Below are 16,114 nucleotides of genomic sequence, written 5' to 3' on the forward strand. Positions count from 1 at the left end.
GTGCCGTTTGGGACTACAAGAGATTAGCGCAGCCCTCGTCCCAATGTCACATCGCGCGGGTCACCAGTGCAGGTGGTCTCGACACGCCGCTCGTTCCTCGCGGCCACTCGACCAGCCGAGGAGCGTCAGGCGCTGAGGTTCCAGCCCTCGAGGCGCCAGCGCTGCTGCGGGGTGCCCGGGCTCCACAGCCTGACCTCGGCCCAGTGGCAGTTGCCCATCGCCCCCAGCCACCACGCGGTGCTGAAGTCCCAGCCCAGCAGGAACCCCATCCCCATCCGGATCGCCAATCCGTGCGAGGCGACCACGACGGTCTGGCCGGCGTGGGCGTCGGCGATGTCGCGCAGGGCCTCGCACATGCGCTCACCGGTCTCGGTGGCGGTCTCCCCCTCGGGCGATCGCCGGTAGTCCTCGCCGTTGCGGATCGCCCGTCCGAACGCAGGATCGACCTCGCCCATCACCGCGGGACTCAGTCCCGACCACGACCCGACGTTGATCTCGGCGAGCCTGGCGTCCTCGACCACCGGGAGCCCCGAGGCGGCAGCCACCTCGTCAGCGGTCCGGCGTGCGCGTGACAGCGGCGAACTGCAGAGTGCGTCGGGACGGTAGCGGTCGACGACCACGGGGGCGACCGCCCTGGCCTGGGCGAGGCCCACCTCGTCCAGTGCGACATCAGCCTGGCCTTGGTAGCGCCCGGTGGCATTCCACTCGGTGCGACCGTGGCGCAGCAGGATCAGTCGGGTACCGCTGGAGGGCCTCACGCAGACTCGGGGCTCTCAGCCGGCTTGCCGTCGATGGTCAGCGGGATGCGCGGGCAGTCCTTCCAGAGCCGCTCCAGGGCGTACAGCTCGCGCTCCTCGGTGTGCTGCACGTGCACGACCATGTCGAGGTAGTCCAGCAGTACCCAGCGCATCTCGGTGGTGCCCTCGCGCCGGGTCGGCTTGTGCCCGGTCTTGAGCAGGGCCTCCTCGATGCCGTCGACCACCGCGTCGACCTGACGCTCGTTGCTGGCGCTGACCACCAGGAAGATGTCGGTGATCGCCAGGTGCTCTGACACGTCGATGGCGACGATCTGGGTGGCGAGCTTGTCCGCCGCGGCCTGGGCGGCGATGGCGGTCAGATCGATGGACTCCTGTGTTGCGGTCACTGCGCTCCTGCGGCAATCGGGGTGGGTGCGGGTTGGTCGTTGTCAGGATTGGCGAAGCCGGTCTCGTACAGGCCGCGCTTGTTGATGTACTGCACGATGCCGTCGGGCACCAGGTACCAGATCGGCTTGCCCTCGCTGACCCGCTCACGGCAGTCGGTCGAACTGATCGCCATGGCGGGAATCTCGATCAGGGTGACCTTGTCACCGGGCAGGTGGCCGAGGTCGTCGGCCGACAGGTTCACCCCGGGCCTGGAGACCCCGACGAAGTGGGCGAGGTCGAACAACTCCTCGGCCCCACGCCAGGTGAGGATCTGCGACAGCGCGTCGGCGCCGGTGATGAAGAACAGGTCGGTCTGGTCACCGCGCTGGGCCCGCAGGTCCTTGAGGGTGTCAACGGTGTAGGTGTCGCCCGGACGATCGATGTCGACCCGGCTCACCGAGAACCGGGGGTTCGAGGCGGTGGCGATGACCGTCATCAGGTAGCGGTCCTCGCCGGCCGAGACCAGGCGGCCGGCCTTCTGCCACGGGACGCCGGTGGGGACGAAGACGACTTCGTCCAGGTCGAAACGGGCTGCCACCTCTGAGGCGGCCACGAGGTGGCCGTGGTGAATGGGGTCGAAGGTGCCACCCATCACCCCGAGGCGGTGCCGACCGTCACGTCGGCGCGCCAGCCCGTGGGGCGACGCAGCGGACGAGGGTGAGGTCACGAGTGGGGACGACCCTTGCCGATGTTGATGACGGCCAGCAGCGCGCCGACCATGATCACCAGCACGATCAGGCCATAGACCAGCGGCGGGATCGAGGACTCCAGGAGTGCAAGCATGCCGTGCAGTCTAGATCAGTCCGGCGAGTCAGCCGCGCACCTGGCCCTGGCCGACCACCACGTACTTCGACGAGGTCATCTCGGCCAGGCCCATCGGGCCGCGTGCGTGCAACTTCTGGGTGGAGATGCCGATCTCGGCCCCGAAACCGAACTCTCCCCCGTCGACGAACCGGCTCGAGGCGTTCACCAGCACGGCTGCAGCGTCGATCCGGGCGACGAACTCATCGGTCACCGCGGCGTCGTTGCTCACCACGGTCTCGGAGTGCCCGGTGGAGTGCGCCTGGATGTGGGTGATCGCCTCGTCGACCGAATCGACGACCTTGGCTGCCAGGTCGAGGCTGAGGTACTCCCCGTCGTACTCGCCCTCGGCTGAGGCGACCGCCGCCGGCACCAGGCCTAGCGTGGCGTCGTCCCCGTGCACCGTCACGCCGGCCCCCTCGAGCAACGGGGCCACCCTGGTCCAGTAGGCCTCGGCGACGTCGCGGTGCACCAGCACGGTCTCGAGGGCATTGCAGACGCTCGGCCGCTGGGTCTTGGCGTTCATGGTGATCGCCGCGGCGACGTCGAGGTCGGCAGCCGCGTCGACGTAGAGGTGGCAGTTGCCGGTGCCGGTTTCGATCACCGGCACCTTCGACCCGGTGACCACGGCCTCGATCAGTCCCGCTCCCCCGCGAGGGATCAACACGTCGACCAGTCCGCGGGCCGCCATCATCTCGGCGGTGACGTCGCGCCCGCCCTCGACCAGGTTGACCGCATCGGCGGGCAGGCCGGCCTTCTCGAGCCCATGGCGCAGCGCGACGGTGATCGCCCGGTTGGAGTTGATCGCCGAGGACGATCCGCGCAGCAGGGCCGCGTTGCCCGACTTCAAGCAGATGCCGGCCGCGTCCGCCGTCACGTTCGGGCGGGCCTCGTAGATGATGCCGACCACCCCGAACGGCACCCGCACCTGCTCGATCTCGATGCCAGAAGGCACGTCCCACTGTCGGATCCGGGTGCCCACCGGGTCGTCCAGACCGGCGAGGTCACGCAGGCCCTGGGCCATCGAAGCGACGCGTGACCCGTCCAGCCGCAGCCGATCGACCAGCGACGCGATGGTGCCAGACGCCTCGGCGGCCTCGACATCGACTCGGTTGGCGGCCAGCACCTCGTCCTGCGCCGCGAGCAGGGCATCGGCCATCGCGTACAGGGCGGCGTCCTTGGCTGCGCGGTCGAGCAGGACGAGTTGGCGCGCCGCGAGTCGGGCGGACTGGGCTTGCTGGACGAACGACATGGCGCCCAGCCTAGGCGAGCCGAGTCAGGACGCCGCGACCAGTTCAGGCTGTGGCTCGGCCACCGGCTGAACAGCCGGTTCGACCTTGGAGCCCAGCGGGCCGACCAGGCCCTTGGTGCGCAGGAACCACCAGGTGCAGTTGACGATCGTCATCACGCCCAGGCTCGAGGCGGCCAGCATCAGGGCGGCGTCGGCGGCCCAGACACCGAAGATGAACCAGACCAGGTTGACCAGCACCGAGTAGGCCAGGAACGGGAACGAGACGCCGCGGATGTCACGCGAGCGCAGCAGCACCAGGAACTGGGCGATGGCGCCGACCAACTGCGGGATCGAGATCAGGATGCCGAAGACGACAGTGCCCAGGGTCAAGTCGACCGTGGCCAACACCGCGAAGATGGTTGCCGGCAGCAGGAAGGCGCGAAGCAGCGGAATCTGGCGGTCACGGCTGATGTGGTAGAGGATCAGCGCACCACAGGCGCCCATGATGGCGTTGGGAACCAGCAGGTTCCAGAACTTGAACAGCGAACCGTGGACGAGCCAGGCGGTGTTGACCGACAGGCTCAGCTGCCACATCAGCAGCGACAGGCCGGCGCTGGTGCGGGCGCGAAGGAGTTTGAAGAGTTGGGGGAAGGCGGTGGCGGCGCCGATCAGCGCACAGAACCAGCCGTAGATTTCCATCGCCGACATGGGCGGTTCTTTCTCTCGCGGTGGACGCCTCAAGCATAGGAGACTGAACGGTCGTTAAGCTAATCGGCGACGGGTGCCTGGGGCAGCCTCACGGTGCGTCCCGGACGGGCCGGTCGCGAAGGCGGTGGCACCATCGGCCCGATGTCTCCATCAGGGGCCTGGTCGAGGTCGACGATGACCGGGGCATGGTCGCTGGGACCACTCCCCTTGCGGGCCTGGCGGTCGACCCACGTGGCTTCGACGCGGGCCGCGACGGGGGTCGAGGCGAGCACCAGGTCGATGCGCATGCCCAGGTCCATGTGGAACATCCCGGCCCGGTAGTCCCAGTAGCTGAAGACCCTGCTGTCTGGCCAGCGGTCACGCACCACGTCGTGCAGCCCGAGGTCGATCAGCCGGGCCAGCGCGGCCCGCTCCGGCGCGGTGACATGGGTCTGGCCGATGTAGGCCGCGGGGTCGAAGACGTCGGCATCGGCCGGTGCGATGTTGACGTCGCCGCACAGCGCGACGTCGTCCGGACCGGCTTCGACCACGAGTCGCAACGCCTCCAGCCAGGCCAGCTTGTACTGGTAGTGGTCGGAGTCGGGGGTTCGTCCGTTGGGCACGTAGAGGCTGTGCACCCGCACACCGCCGCAGGTGGCGCTGATCGCCCGGGCCTCGAGGTCGGGGAAGCCCGGCTCACCCTCGAAACCGCGCTGCACGTCGTCCAGGCCGACCCGTGACAGCAGCGCGACACCGTTCCACTGGGGCTGGCCGTGGCTGGCGTACTCGTAGCCCAACGCGGTGAGCGGCTCGTCGAAGAGGTCGGCGAAGGCCTGTTCGGTGAGCTTGGTCTCCTGCAGGCAGACCACGTCGGGGCGGCGCTGCTCGAGCCAGAGCAGCAGGCGGGGCAGGCGCTGCTTGGCCGAGTTGACGTTCCAGGTCGCGATCCTCATCGGCGGGTCCTCATCCGCGCTTCCGGCGCAGGACGACCAGCACGTCGCGGTGGACGACCTCGCGCTCGTACTCAGCCCCCAGGGCCTCGGCCAGTTCGTGGCTGTTGCGGCCCAGCATCTCGGGCAGGTCGGCCGACCCGAAACCCGACAACCCACGGGCGACCACGATGCCGTGGGGGTCGACCAGTTCGACCGGGTCGCCGGCGACGAAGTCGCCCTCCACGGCACGGATGCCGGCGGCCAGCAGCGAGGCCTTGCGTTCGGTGACCGCTCGCGTGGCGCCTTCGTCCAGGAGCAGCCGGCCACGCGCCTGGGACGAGTGCGCCAGCCACAGCAGCCGCCGTGGACGGCGCTTGTCGATCGGCTCGAACCAGGTGCCGACCGGGTCGCCGCGGAGCGCTGCGCGAGCGTCGTCGGCGCTGGCCAGCACCACCGGGATGCCGGCGCTGGTGGCGATCTGGGCGGCCTCGAGCTTGGTGGTCATGCCACCGGTGCCGACATCGGATCCGCCGCGGTGGGTGTCGACCTGCAGCGCCTCGACGTCGTCCACGTGGCTGAGCCGCCGGGCCTGCGGGTCGCAGGGATGGGCGGTGTAGACCGCGTCGACGTCGCTGAGCAGGACGAGTGCGTCGGCGCGCACCAGTTGGGCGACCAGGGCGGCCAGTCGGTCGTTGTCGCCGAAACGAATCTCGTGGGTGGCGACGGCGTCGTTCTCGTTGACGATCGGCACCACGCGCAGTTGCAGCAGCCGCCCCAGCGAACGCACCGCGTTGCGGTAGCTGGACTGGCGGGTCATGTCGTCGACGGTGAGCAGCACCTGCCCGACCAGGTGGCCGTGCATGGCGAACTGCTCGGTGTAGGTGGTCATCAGCAGGCCCTGGCCGACCGAGGCGGCGGCCTGCTGGTTGGCCAGGTCGCGGGGACGCCGGCTCATGCCCAGCGGGGCAAGACCGGCCGCGATCGCGCCCGAACTGACCAGCACGACCTGCTTGCCCGAGGCCCGGACGTCGACGATGGCCTTGACGAGGCGGGCGACCCGTTCGGGGTCGATGCCCCCCTCAGCGCTGGTCAGCGAGGACGACCCGATCTTGACGACGATCCGCCCGGCCTTGTGCAGCGCGCTGCGTTCGGAGGCTGCCCCGGATGCGCTGGCTTCAGTCACGCTCGTCATTGTCGCCGACGTCGTCGGAGAAGTCCTCGTCGAAGTCGCCGAAGTCCAGAGCGTGGGAAGCCTGGTGGGCGGGCTCGGGTTGGTCGAGGCCTTCGATGGCGGCGTGGACGCTGCGCCAGGCCTGGCCGCGCGGGTCTCGTCCGACCACGCCGTGCTCGGCACGGGCCGCGTGGTAGGCGGCGTCCTCGGCGCGCCGGCGGGTGGCCGAGGGGCGCTCGGTCTCGAGGCGCTGGTCCTCGCCACGGCGGGCGAGCAACTCGGCTCCGGTCTCGATCTGCGGGGCGAAGTCGAACACCACCGCGTCCTCGCCACCGACGGCGACGGCCTCGCCGGGTTCGGCACCCAGCTTGGCCAGTTCCTCCTCGACGCCGAGCCGGTTGAGCCGGTCGGCCAGGTAGCCGACGGCCTCGGCGTTGGAGAAGTCGGTCTGGCGGATCCAACGCTCGGGCTTGGCGCCGCGCACCCGCCACAGGAAGCCACCCTCACCGTCGCCCTGGCGCTTGATGGTGAACTCGGGCCCGCCACTACCCCTGACCGGCACGGGGCGGACCACCACCCGCGGTGCGGCCGGCGGTGGCAGGGTGTCGCGGCGCTCCTGCACCACCCTGGCCATGGCGTGGACGAGCTGGTTGAGTCCAGCGCCCGACATGGCCGAGACCTTGAACACCGAAAGACCACGGGCTTCGATGTCAGCAGCCACCATGTCGGCGATCTCGGCACCATCAGGCACGTCGACCTTGTTGAGCGCCACCAGACGGGGACGATCCTCCAGCCCGCCGTGGGCGGCCAGTTCGGCCTCGATGATGTCGAGGTCGGCCAGCGGGTCACGCCCGGGTTCGAAGGTAGCGGTGTCGATCACGTGCACCAGTGCCTGGCAGCGCTCGATGTGGCGCAGGAAGTCGTGGCCGAGGCCTCGTCCCTCAGAAGCCCCCTCGATCAGGCCGGGCACGTCGGCCACGGTGAAGGTGATCTCGCCGGCGACCACCACGCCCAGGTTGGGGACCAGGGTGGTGAACGGGTAGTCGGCGATCTTGGGCCGCGCCCTGCTGATCGCGGCGATCAGCGACGACTTGCCGGCGCTGGGAAAGCCGACCAGGCCGACGTCGGCGACCACCTTGAGTTCGAGTTGGACGAGTCGGGTCTCCCCCTCCTCGCCGAGCAGCGCGAAACCGGGGGCCTTGCGGGTGGACGAGGCCAAGGCTGCGTTACCGAGCCCACCGCGTCCGCCCTGGGCGATGACCAGCTCGGCACCGTCACCAGTCAGGTCGGCCAGCACCTCGCCGCTGTCGGCGTCACTGACCACCGTGCCCTCGGGCACGGCCAGCACCACATCGGTGCCGGCGCCACCGTTCTGGTGGTCGCCCTTGCCGGGCTCACCGTTGGGCGCCTTGCGCACCGACTGGCGGTGGTAGTCGACCAGGGTGGTGAGCTGGCGATCGACGCGCAGGATGATCGAGCCACCATCACCGCCGTTGCCGCCGTCGGGACCGCCGAGTGGCTTGAACTTCTCACGGTGCACCGAGGCGCAGCCGTGCCCGCCCTTGCCCGCGCGCCCCTCGAGGGTGACGCGGTCGACGAAGCTGGGGATGGCCATGGGGTCTCGTTCCGGTGAGGGGCTCAGATCGGGCGATCCGGGCGATCACCTCCGGGTGATTCTACCCGGGGTGCGTGGGGGGCGGGTTGGGGCGAAATGCCGATCGGGGGCCGCCCTGGTGGGCGACCCCCGGTCGGGATGCTCGGGGTGCAGCTGCTGGGCTCAGGCCTCGGGCTGCACGTTGACGACCTTGCGGCCGCGCTTGGTGCGGAACTCCACGTTGCCCTCACGCAGGGCGAACAGGGTGTCGTCGCCACCACGTCCCACGCCCTCACCGGGGTGGAAGTGGGTGCCACGCTGGCGGACGATGATCTCGCCCGCGTTGACGAGCTCGCCGCCGAAGCGCTTCACGCCGAGGCGCTGCGAGTTCGAGTCACGACCGTTCTTGGACGACGAGGCGCCCTTCTTGTGTGCCATGGGTCAGCTCCTTCAGCTCTCGATCCCGGTAACCTTGACCTGGGTGTACCGCTGGCGGTGACCCTGGCGCTTCTTGTAGCCGGTCTTGTTCTTGTACTTGAGGATCCGGATCTTGGGACCCTTGGTCTCGGCCAGCACCTCGGCGGTCACCGAGGCCTTGTCGAGCGCACCCTTGTCGGAGGTGACGGTGTCACCGTCGACCAGGAGCAGCGGCTGCAGCTTGACGCTGCTGCCGACCTCGTCGCCGACCTTGTCGATCTCGACGACATCGCCCACTGCAACCTTGTGCTGGCGGCCGCCACTGCGCACGATCGCGTACACGCTGACCTCTTCCATTCGAAACTGTGTGTGGTCGCGCCGACTGGCGCCAGACCCGTTCGCTGATGTGCACCGCCCGGACGAACCGTGGCCACACGACGAACACCGAGGGTCAAGACTACGTGTTCTGCCTCCGCAGGGTCAAACCGACCGGCCCTCCCCTGTGGCGACCGGTTCAGTCGTCCTGACCCGCCTGGGTGGCGTGGTTGGACGAGCCGTTCCCGTCACTGCCGTTGTCGCCGCCCTGGCCGTTGCCGGAGCTGTCGCCTCGACGACCACGACGAGACCTCGACGAGCCCGATCCGCCTCCGTTGGACGATCGCGACGAGCCCGAGGACGACCGCGACGACCCGTTGCCGCCACGACCCCCACCCGAGCGGCGGTCACCGCCGTCGGAGGGCGCCTGTGACTCCACCGGCTCCTCGGAGCGGTGGTAACCGCGGCCACCACAGTGCTCACAGGTCTCGGTGAACGCCTCGGCCAGACCGGTGCCGATCTTCTTGCGGGTCATCTGCACCAGGCCCAGACTCGAGACCTCGGCCACCTGGTGGCGGGTGCGGTCTCGTCCCAGGCACTCCACCAAGCGGCGGATCAGCAGCTCACGGTTGCTGGGCAGCACCATGTCGATGAAGTCAACGACGATGATGCCGCCGATGTCGCGAAGCCTGAGCTGGCGCACGACCTCTTCGGCCGCCTCCAGGTTGTTGCTGGTGACGGTCGCCTCGAGGTTGCCAGCGGTGCCGGTGAAGCGTCCGGTGTTGACGTCGATGACGGTCATCGCCTCGGTGCGGTCGATCACCAGCGAACCACCCGACGGCAGGAACACCTTGCGCTCCAGCGCCTTGGCGATCTGCTCGTCCAGCTTGTGGCTGGCGAAGATGTCACCGGAGCTGTCGTCCCAGCGCTTGAGCCGCTCGGCCAGGTGCGGGGCGACGTGGTCGACATAGCCCTTGATGGCGTCGTGCACGTCTTCGGGGCCACCGTTGCCCTGCACCACGAGCTCGGTGAAGTCCTCGGTGAACAGGTCACGCACGATCCGCACGGTCAGGTCGGGCTCGCCGTACAGCAACTGCGGCGCCGAACCCTGCTTGACCTTCTTCTCGATGACCTCCCACTGGGCCTTCAGGCGGTTCACGTCGCGGACGAGTTCGTCCTCGGACGCCCCTTCGGCCGCGGTGCGCACGATCACCGACGCCTTCTCGTCGATCAGTCCGCCCAGGATGTCCTTGAGCCGGTTGCGCTCGGTGTCGGCCAGCTTGCGGCTGATGCCGGACAGGTGGCCACCCGGTGAGTAGACGACGTAGCGGCCGGGGATGGCGACGTGGCTGGTCAGACGGGCACCCTTGGCGCCGACCGGGTCCTTCGAGACCTGGACGAGCACGGTCTGGCCCGACTTGAGCACCTGCTCGACCTTGCGCTGCTCGCCGGTGACACCGAAGGCGTCCCAGTCGACCTCGCCGGCGTAGAGCACGGCGTTGCGGCCGCGACCGATGTCGATGAAGGCGGCCTCCATGCTGGGCAGCACGTTCTGCACGCGGCCCAGGTAGACGTTGCCGATCATCGAGGCCGAGGCCTTGCGGTCGACGTAGTGCTCGACCAGGATCCCGTCCTCGAGCACGGCCAGCTGGGTGTAGTCGTCCTTCTGGCGAATGACCATGCGGCGCTCGACGCTCTCGCGACGGGCCAGGAACTCCGACTCCGACAGGATCGGCGAACGCCTGCGGCCGGCGGCGCGTCCCTCACGGCGACGCTGACGCTTGGCCTCCATGCGGGTCGAGCCCTCGATGCCGGTCACCTCGTCCGAGGACGAACTGCGGCTGCTGCGGCGCGGCTCACGGACGCGGACGACGACCTCGCTCGGGTCGTCCTCGGCGCCGCTGGTGTCCTCGCCACGGCGGCGACGACGGCGGCGACGCCTGCGCGACGAGGTGCCGGAGTCGGAGCCGTCAGCGTCGTCGGAGTCATCGCCGTCGCTGTCGTCGGCGTCGTCGGAGGAGTCCTCGGAGTCGCTGTCGTCGCTGGACTCGGAGTCAGTGCTGGACTCGGAGTCGTCGGAGTCACCGCTGCCCCCGCGACGACGGCGGCGTCCGCCACGGCGGCGGCGACGCCGGCGGGACGAGCCGGACGACCCGCTGTCGTCGGAGTCCCCGTCCTCGCTGTCATCGGAGTCATCGTCAGCGGAGTCGTCATCCTCGCTGTCGGAGGTGTCCTGCTCCTCGGCGGAATCCTCGGCCTGGTCGTCGGTGTCGGCCTCGTCGGTCTCGACCTCGTCCTCGGAGTCGACCTGCTCGGCCTCCTCCTCGTCCAGTGCGGCCTCAGGCTGCTCGGGAGCGACGCCTGCGATCGAGGCTGCCAGCGACTGCAGCACGTCGTCGGTGTTGACCTCGGCGGGCGGCTGGAAGGGGTTGGCCACCGACGACGCCACCCGACGGCGACGCGCAGGCCGGGTGGCGGCCTCGGCCTCGGCGGCGGCGAGCAGGGTCTGGACCTCGTCGGCGCCCTGGGTCGACGACTCCTCGGGTGCGGTCTGCTCGGAAGCGACCTGCTCGGCCTTCGCCTTGGCAGTGCTGCGGCGGCTGCGGGTGCGCTTGGGCTTCTCGTCGGCAGCCGGCTCGGCCTGGGCTGGCTCGGTCTGCGTGGGCTCGGCCTGGGCGGGCTCGGCCTGGGCGGGCTCGGCCTGGGCGGGCACGGGCTGGGCGGGCTCGACCGCGGGCGCCTCCCCTGGGGTGGGCGCGGCCTGGCCGCGGGTGGCACGGCGGCGGGTGGCACGCTTGGGGGCCTGTTCGGCCGCTGCTTCGGTCGGGGACTCGGCGACCGGCTGGAGCGCCTGCTCCACCGGCGCGGGCTCGGCCGGTGCCGGTGCGGCCTGGGTCACCTCGGGAGCGGGCGGGGGGCTCACTGGGGCGGGCGGACCAGCGGGCCTCGAGACAGCGCGACGCCCGCGCGGGGCCTTGGCGGTGGGCTGGTCGGGGTTGGACTGGTCGGCAGTCTGCGAGGTCGACTCCGAGCCGCTGGTTGACGATTCGACGATGTCGTCACTGAGCATGTGCTCTCCTGGCACCATGAAGGTGCGGTTGTCAGCAGCACCCGCAGGTGCCACAGAAGTTGGCGGGGGGCAGTGGTGGACCCCTGCGGCCCCCGCGGTCGATCCCTCGTCGCGGTGAGGCCATGCGGATCCATCTCCACCTGGCAGGACACCCATGGGTGGTGCCCAATCCCTAGGGTCAGTATGGCACAGCCGTCACCGGCGCCGCCGGATCACCAGGGTGCGGTCGGCTCCTGGCTGAACGGGTCGAGCAGCACCCCTGTGGCAGCGGTCCCCTCGTCCCCGTCGACCACGCGTCCCTGCAGCAGTCGCGTCAACATCGCCGGACGAGTCGAAGCCAGGGCCGGTTCGGCGGCACGCAGCGCAGAGACCACGTCGTCCGGACGCACCAACGGCGTGCCCTGCAGCGACACCAACCTCAGCTGCCCGGGACCCGACACCTGCAGCAGCACCACGGCGTGTCGCACGTCGAAGGTGCGAAGGCCCGACTTGGTCATCCGCTGCACCTCCCACGACTGCGAGCCGAGCAGCTGCCCCACGGCCTTCTCGAGGGCCGACTGGTCGACCTCGCCGGCTTCTGGGTCGCCGAGGTCGACGATCCACGCCGAGGCCGGCAGGGCGTCAGCGATGCTCGCGGTCTGGTCCTCGACCACCTCGAGCATCTGCATGCCCGGGGGCAGGACCTCGTTGAGTGTCGCCATCACCTTGGCGGGGTCGCAGACCTCGCTCAAGCCGATCTCCAAGTACTCCGCCTCGGTCGCCGCCGACGTCGGCGAGGCGTTCGCGTACGAGATGCGCGGGTGCGGCGAGAAGCCCGAGGAGTAGGCCATCGGCACCTCGGCACGCCGCAGCGCCCGCTCGAAGGCCCGGGTGAAGTCGCGGTGGCTGGTGAAGCGAGCAGCTCCGCGCTTGGCGTAGCGCAGCCGCAACCGCTGCACGGGCGGGGCCTGCTGGATGGGTTGGCGACGGCTGCTCGACACGCAGCAGAGCGTACCGGTTCGCCACCGCCCACTAAGCTGCGGTGATCGTGAGCACCCCGCACACCCCCTCGACCGACCACGGCCGCCCCACCACCCACTGGTGGCAGGGCGGCACCTTCATGCTGGTCGCCATCGGCCTGCTCGCCTTCAACCTGCGACCGGTCGCCATCGAGGTCGGGCCTGTGCTGCCCGACCTGCAGCGCGACCTCGGCCTCACCGGCCTCACCGCAGGCCTGCTCACCTCGCTGCCCACGATCTGCTTCGGCGCCTTCGGGGCGGTGGCCGCCGGGCTCGCCGGACGACTCGGCACCCACCGCACGGTCACGCTCGCCCTGGTCGCGGTGCTGGTGGGCAGCGTGCTGCGCACCCAGACGAGCAACTCGTGGCTGTTCCTGGCCGCCTCGACCTTGGCCCTGGCCGGCATGGCGGTCGGCAACGTGCTGATTCCCAGCGTCGTCCGCCAGCACTTCGCCGGACACATCGGGTTGGTCACCGCGGTCTACTCGCTGAGCCTGTCGATCGGGGTGACCCTGGCCAGCGTGGTCACCGTGCCGGTGGCCCAGGCCCTGGGTGGCTGGCCTCCCAGCTTCCTGGTCAACGCGTCGGTGGTGGTGCTCGCGCTGCTGCCCTGGCTGGTGGCCCTGCGCCACGACCGCGGCCACACCACCGAGAACCGTCCGCGAGCCATCTCGCTGGCCCGAGTGGCACGCACCCGGTTGGGCTGGATGATGGCGATCTTCTTCGGCTTCCAGTCAGCCCAGGCCTACTCGGTGTTCGGCTGGCTGCCCTCGATCTACCAGGACGCCGGACTGAGCGCCGAGCGGGCGGGACTGATGCTGGGCATCGCCACAGGCCTGGGCATCCCGTTGGCCTTCCTGTGGCCGGCGTGGATGATGCGCAGGCCTCGTCCGGTCGGACTGCTGCTGGTGGTCACCGCAGCCGCCTGGGTCGGGTACACCGGGCTGCTGGTCGCGCCCGGACGATGGCCCTGGCTGTGGGCGGCGGTGATCGCGCTGGGCACCTCAGCGTTCCCGATGATCCTGGCCATGTTCGGCATGCGCGCCCGCACCAGTGAGGGCACCGCGGCGCTCAGTGGATTCGCCCAGAGCGTCGGTTACGCGATCGCGTTGGCCGGGCCGTTCCTGATGGGTGCCCTGCACGAGGCCACCGGCGGCTGGACCTGGTCGATCGTGCTGCTGCTGTCGATGACGGTGCCGATGGTGGTCAGTGGGGTGGTCAGTGCCCGCGCGGGCTGGATCGAGGACGAACTGCACTGAAGCCGACGGTGGGAACAGAACCCTCGTCCGGTGTGTTGCAGCCCGGTACACCCCACCACTGAAGGAAGTCGACGTGTTCACCCTGCTGACCCTCGAGATGGCGATCCATGCCTTCGAGAACAAGGACTACAAGGCTGCGGTCGAGCGCTTCGAGCAGGTGCTCGAGGCCGATCCGACACACCGCAACGCCCGCGAGTACCTGGCCAGGGCTCACTTCCACCGCGCCTCGCTGGGCAAGGCCGAGCAGGAGCTGCGCCGGATCCTGGCCGACGACCCCACCAACGACTACTGCCTGTTGCTGCTGGCCCGCACGCTCGAGCGCCAGAGCCGCGGGGACGATGCTGCCGGCGTGCGACGTCAGTTGGCCGCACTCACCGGGGACGAGTCACACCTGCGTTCGCAGTCGCACCGCCGCCAGGACGACGCACAGAGCCGAGAGGACGACGCACAGAACTGACGCCGGTCCCGAACGCCTCAGCGAGCCAGGTCGCGTCCGACCACGGTCAACGGCAACAGCGACCGTCCGGTCGGACCGATCTGGATCTCGGTGTCGAGCTGCGGGCACACCCCGCAGTCGTAGCACGGCGTCCAGCGGCAGTCGTCGACCTCGTTCTCGTCGAGGGCGTCCTGCCAGTCCTCCCACAGCCAGTCACGATCAAGACCGGCGTCCAGGTGGTCCCAGGGCAGCACCTCGTCGTAGCCGCGTTCGCGGGTGGTGTACCAGGCCAGGTCGACACCGGTGCCCTGGAGCGCGGCCGCAGCAGCCTCGACCCAGCGCTCGTAGGAGAAGTGCTCGCTCCACCCGTCGAACTTGCCACCCCGACGCCAGACCTCTTCGATCACCGAGCCCACCCGTCGGTCTCCGCGTGACAACAGGCCCTCGACCTGACCCGGCTTGCCGTCGTGGTAGCGCAGCCCGATCGCCTTGCCGTACTGGCGGTTGGCCCGGATCTTGTCGCGCAGCGCCATCAGGCGTCGGTCGATGGTCTCGGGATCAGCCTGGGCGGCCCACTGGAACGGGGTGTGCGCCTTAGGCACGAACCCGCCGATGCTGACGGTGCAACGGATGTCTCGGGTGCCGGCGGCCTTACGGCCGGTCTCGATCACCCGGGCGGCCATGTCGGCGATCGCCAGCACGTCGTCGTCGGTCTCGGTGGGCAGCCCGCACATGAAGTAGAGCTTGACCTGGCGCCAGCCGTTGCCGAAGGCGGTGGCGACGGTTTCGATCAGGTCGTCCTCGCTGACCATCTTGTTGATCACCTTGCGCATCCGCTCCGAGCCGCCCTCGGGAGCGAAGGTGAGCCCGGAGCGTCGTCCGTTGCGGCTCAACTCGTTGGCCAGGTCGATGTTGAACGCGTCGACCCGGGTGCTGGGCAACGACAACGAGACGTTGGTGCCCTCGTAGCGGTCGGCCAACTGCTTGGTGACGTCACCGATCTCGGAGTGGTCGGCGCTCGACAAGCTGAGCAGGCCGACCTCCTCCAACCCGGTGTTGCGCAGGCCCTCGGCGACCATGGTGCCGATGGTCTCGATCGAGCGTTCGCGCACCGGGCGGGTGATCATGCCGGCCTGGCAGAACCGGCAGCCACGCGTGCATCCCCGGAAGATCTCGACCGAGTACCGCTCGTGCACGGTCTCGGCCAGCGGCACCAGCGGCTTCTTCGGGTAGGGCCACTGGTCGAGGTCCATCAGGGTGTGCTTGTGCACCTGGAAGGGCACCTCGGCCCGGTTGGGCGCGACCCGCTGGATGCGTCCGTCGGGCAGGTAGGTCACGTCGTAGAACTTCGGCACGTAGACCCCACCGGTGGCAGCCAGCGCGACCAGCAGTCCGTCGCGACCCCCCGGACGACCGTTGGCCTTCCAGTCGCGGATCGTGTCTGAGATGGTGAGCGCGGCCTGCTCGCCGTCACCGATCACGGCGGCGTCGATGAAGTCGGCGATCGGCTCGGGGTTGAACGCGGCGTGCCCGCCTGCCAGCACCAACGGGTGGTCGTCGCCGCGGTCGCCTGCGTGCAGCGGCAACCCGGCCAGGTCGATCGCGTTGAGCATGTTGGTGTAGCCGAGTTCGGTCGAGAAGCTGATGCCGAACACGTCGAAGGCGGCCACCGGACGATGGCTGTCGAGGGTGAACTGCGGCACCTGCTGCTCGCGCATCAGCGCCTCGAGGTCGGGCCACACCGAGTACGTGCGCTCGGCCAGAATCCAGTCACGCTCGTTGAGGATCTCGTAGAGGATCGCCACGCCCTGGTTGGGCTGGCCCACCTCGTAGGCGTCGGGGTACATCAGGCACCAACGCACAGTCTGGCCGTGGTCGGTGTCGCGGCCACAGCCCCAGTCCTTGACGACCGAGTTGTGCTCGCCACCGACGTACTGGATCGGCTTGCTGACCCGGGCCAGCAGTGGTTCCAGCCGGGTGAACAGGGACGCGGGTTCGTGTGTGACGCTCATCACCGCA

At 69.7% G+C, this 16,114-nt stretch carries 15 protein-coding genes; 2 read left to right on the plus strand and 13 right to left on the minus strand.

Annotated features, from left to right (window positions below):
• Positions 1-125: 125 nt before the first annotated feature.
• The 12 genes from IE660_RS04690 to IE660_RS04745 form a co-directional block, all read right to left on the minus strand.
• Complete coding sequence (locus IE660_RS04690) at positions 126-758, minus strand: histidine phosphatase family protein (protein ID WP_203567180.1); 633 nt, start codon at positions 756-758, stop codon at positions 126-128.
• A complete protein-coding gene (gene rsfS, locus IE660_RS04695) occupies positions 755-1,144 on the minus strand; it encodes a ribosome silencing factor (protein ID WP_203567181.1) in 390 nt (129 codons plus the stop codon). Before rsfS ends, IE660_RS04690 begins: the two co-directional genes overlap by 4 nt.
• Positions 1,141-1,851 carry a nicotinate-nucleotide adenylyltransferase gene (nadD, locus tag IE660_RS04700; protein WP_203567182.1) on the minus strand — a complete coding sequence of 237 codons (711 nt, stop codon included), beginning with the start codon at positions 1,849-1,851 and terminating at the stop codon, positions 1,141-1,143. Before nadD ends, rsfS begins: the two co-directional genes overlap by 4 nt.
• Positions 1,852-1,995: 144 nt before the next feature.
• Entirely contained in the window at positions 1,996-3,237 is a 1,242-nt protein-coding gene (locus IE660_RS04705; RefSeq protein WP_203567183.1) for a glutamate-5-semialdehyde dehydrogenase, read from the minus strand.
• 24 nt (positions 3,238-3,261) lie between these two features.
• A complete protein-coding gene (locus IE660_RS04710; RefSeq protein WP_203567184.1) occupies positions 3,262-3,924 on the minus strand; it encodes a PQ-loop repeat-containing protein in 663 nt (220 codons plus the stop codon).
• A 59-nt stretch (positions 3,925-3,983) separates the two neighbouring features.
• Entirely contained in the window at positions 3,984-4,856 is an 873-nt protein-coding gene (locus tag IE660_RS04715) for an exodeoxyribonuclease III (protein ID WP_203567185.1), read from the minus strand.
• A 10-nt stretch (positions 4,857-4,866) separates the two neighbouring features.
• The gene (proB, locus tag IE660_RS04720) at positions 4,867-6,027 is read right to left on the minus strand and encodes a glutamate 5-kinase (protein WP_203567186.1); all 1,161 of its coding nucleotides are present in this window, start codon (positions 6,025-6,027) and stop codon (positions 4,867-4,869) included.
• On the minus strand, positions 6,011-7,621 hold the full coding sequence (obgE, locus tag IE660_RS04725) for a GTPase ObgE (RefSeq protein ID WP_203567187.1): 1,611 nt from the start codon (positions 7,619-7,621) through the stop codon (positions 6,011-6,013). Before obgE ends, proB begins: the two co-directional genes overlap by 17 nt.
• Positions 7,622-7,783: 162 nt before the next feature.
• Entirely contained in the window at positions 7,784-8,038 is a 255-nt protein-coding gene (gene rpmA / locus IE660_RS04730) for a 50S ribosomal protein L27 (RefSeq protein WP_203567188.1), read from the minus strand.
• A gap of 12 nt (positions 8,039-8,050) precedes the next feature.
• Positions 8,051-8,359: a 50S ribosomal protein L21 gene (gene rplU / locus IE660_RS04735; protein WP_203567399.1), complete on the minus strand. Its 309-nt coding sequence runs from the start codon at positions 8,357-8,359 to the stop codon at positions 8,051-8,053.
• A 172-nt stretch (positions 8,360-8,531) separates the two neighbouring features.
• Positions 8,532-11,402 (minus strand): Rne/Rng family ribonuclease, encoded by a 2,871-nt coding sequence (locus IE660_RS04740; RefSeq protein WP_203567189.1) that lies wholly within the window; start codon positions 11,400-11,402, stop codon positions 8,532-8,534.
• 212 nt (positions 11,403-11,614) lie between these two features.
• Positions 11,615-12,382, minus strand: a complete 768-nt coding sequence (locus tag IE660_RS04745) for a TIGR03936 family radical SAM-associated protein (protein ID WP_328701840.1) — start codon at positions 12,380-12,382, stop codon at positions 11,615-11,617.
• Between the two features lie 47 nt (positions 12,383-12,429).
• Between IE660_RS04745 and IE660_RS04750 the strand changes: the two genes are divergently transcribed.
• Both IE660_RS04750 and IE660_RS04755 read left to right on the plus strand, forming a co-directional pair.
• Entirely contained in the window at positions 12,430-13,659 is a 1,230-nt protein-coding gene (locus tag IE660_RS04750; protein ID WP_203567190.1) for a CynX/NimT family MFS transporter, read from the plus strand.
• Between the two features lie 73 nt (positions 13,660-13,732).
• Positions 13,733-14,116 (plus strand): tetratricopeptide repeat protein, encoded by a 384-nt coding sequence (locus tag IE660_RS04755; protein ID WP_203567191.1) that lies wholly within the window; start codon positions 13,733-13,735, stop codon positions 14,114-14,116.
• Positions 14,117-14,133: 17 nt separating this feature from the next.
• Here IE660_RS04755 and IE660_RS04760 read toward each other — a convergent pair whose 3' ends face one another.
• Positions 14,134-16,107 carry a TIGR03960 family B12-binding radical SAM protein gene (locus IE660_RS04760; protein WP_203567192.1) on the minus strand — a complete coding sequence of 658 codons (1,974 nt, stop codon included), beginning with the start codon at positions 16,105-16,107 and terminating at the stop codon, positions 14,134-14,136.
• Positions 16,108-16,114 lie beyond the last annotated feature (7 nt).

It is taken from the genome of Aestuariimicrobium ganziense (assembly GCF_015352975.1).
Classification (GTDB): Bacteria; Actinomycetota; Actinomycetes; order Propionibacteriales; family Propionibacteriaceae; genus Aestuariimicrobium; species Aestuariimicrobium ganziense.

Coding starts and splice junctions, on each gene's coding strand:
- IE660_RS04740 (WP_203567189.1), bottom strand. CDS start 11,402: ATGCTCAGTGACGACATCGTCGAATCGTCAACCAGCGGCTCGGAGTCG.
- rpmA (WP_203567188.1), bottom strand. CDS start 8,038: ATGGCACACAAGAAGGGCGCCTCGTCGTCCAAGAACGGTCGTGACTCG.
- obgE (WP_203567187.1), bottom strand. CDS start 7,621: ATGGCCATCCCCAGCTTCGTCGACCGCGTCACCCTCGAGGGGCGCGCG.
- IE660_RS04760 (WP_203567192.1), bottom strand. CDS start 16,107: ATGAGCGTCACACACGAACCCGCGTCCCTGTTCACCCGGCTGGAACCA.
- IE660_RS04710 (WP_203567184.1), bottom strand. CDS start 3,924: ATGTCGGCGATGGAAATCTACGGCTGGTTCTGTGCGCTGATCGGCGCC.
- proB (WP_203567186.1), bottom strand. CDS start 6,027: ATGACGAGCGTGACTGAAGCCAGCGCATCCGGGGCAGCCTCCGAACGC.
- IE660_RS04705 (WP_203567183.1), bottom strand. CDS start 3,237: ATGTCGTTCGTCCAGCAAGCCCAGTCCGCCCGACTCGCGGCGCGCCAA.
- IE660_RS04715 (WP_203567185.1), bottom strand. CDS start 4,856: ATGAGGATCGCGACCTGGAACGTCAACTCGGCCAAGCAGCGCCTGCCC.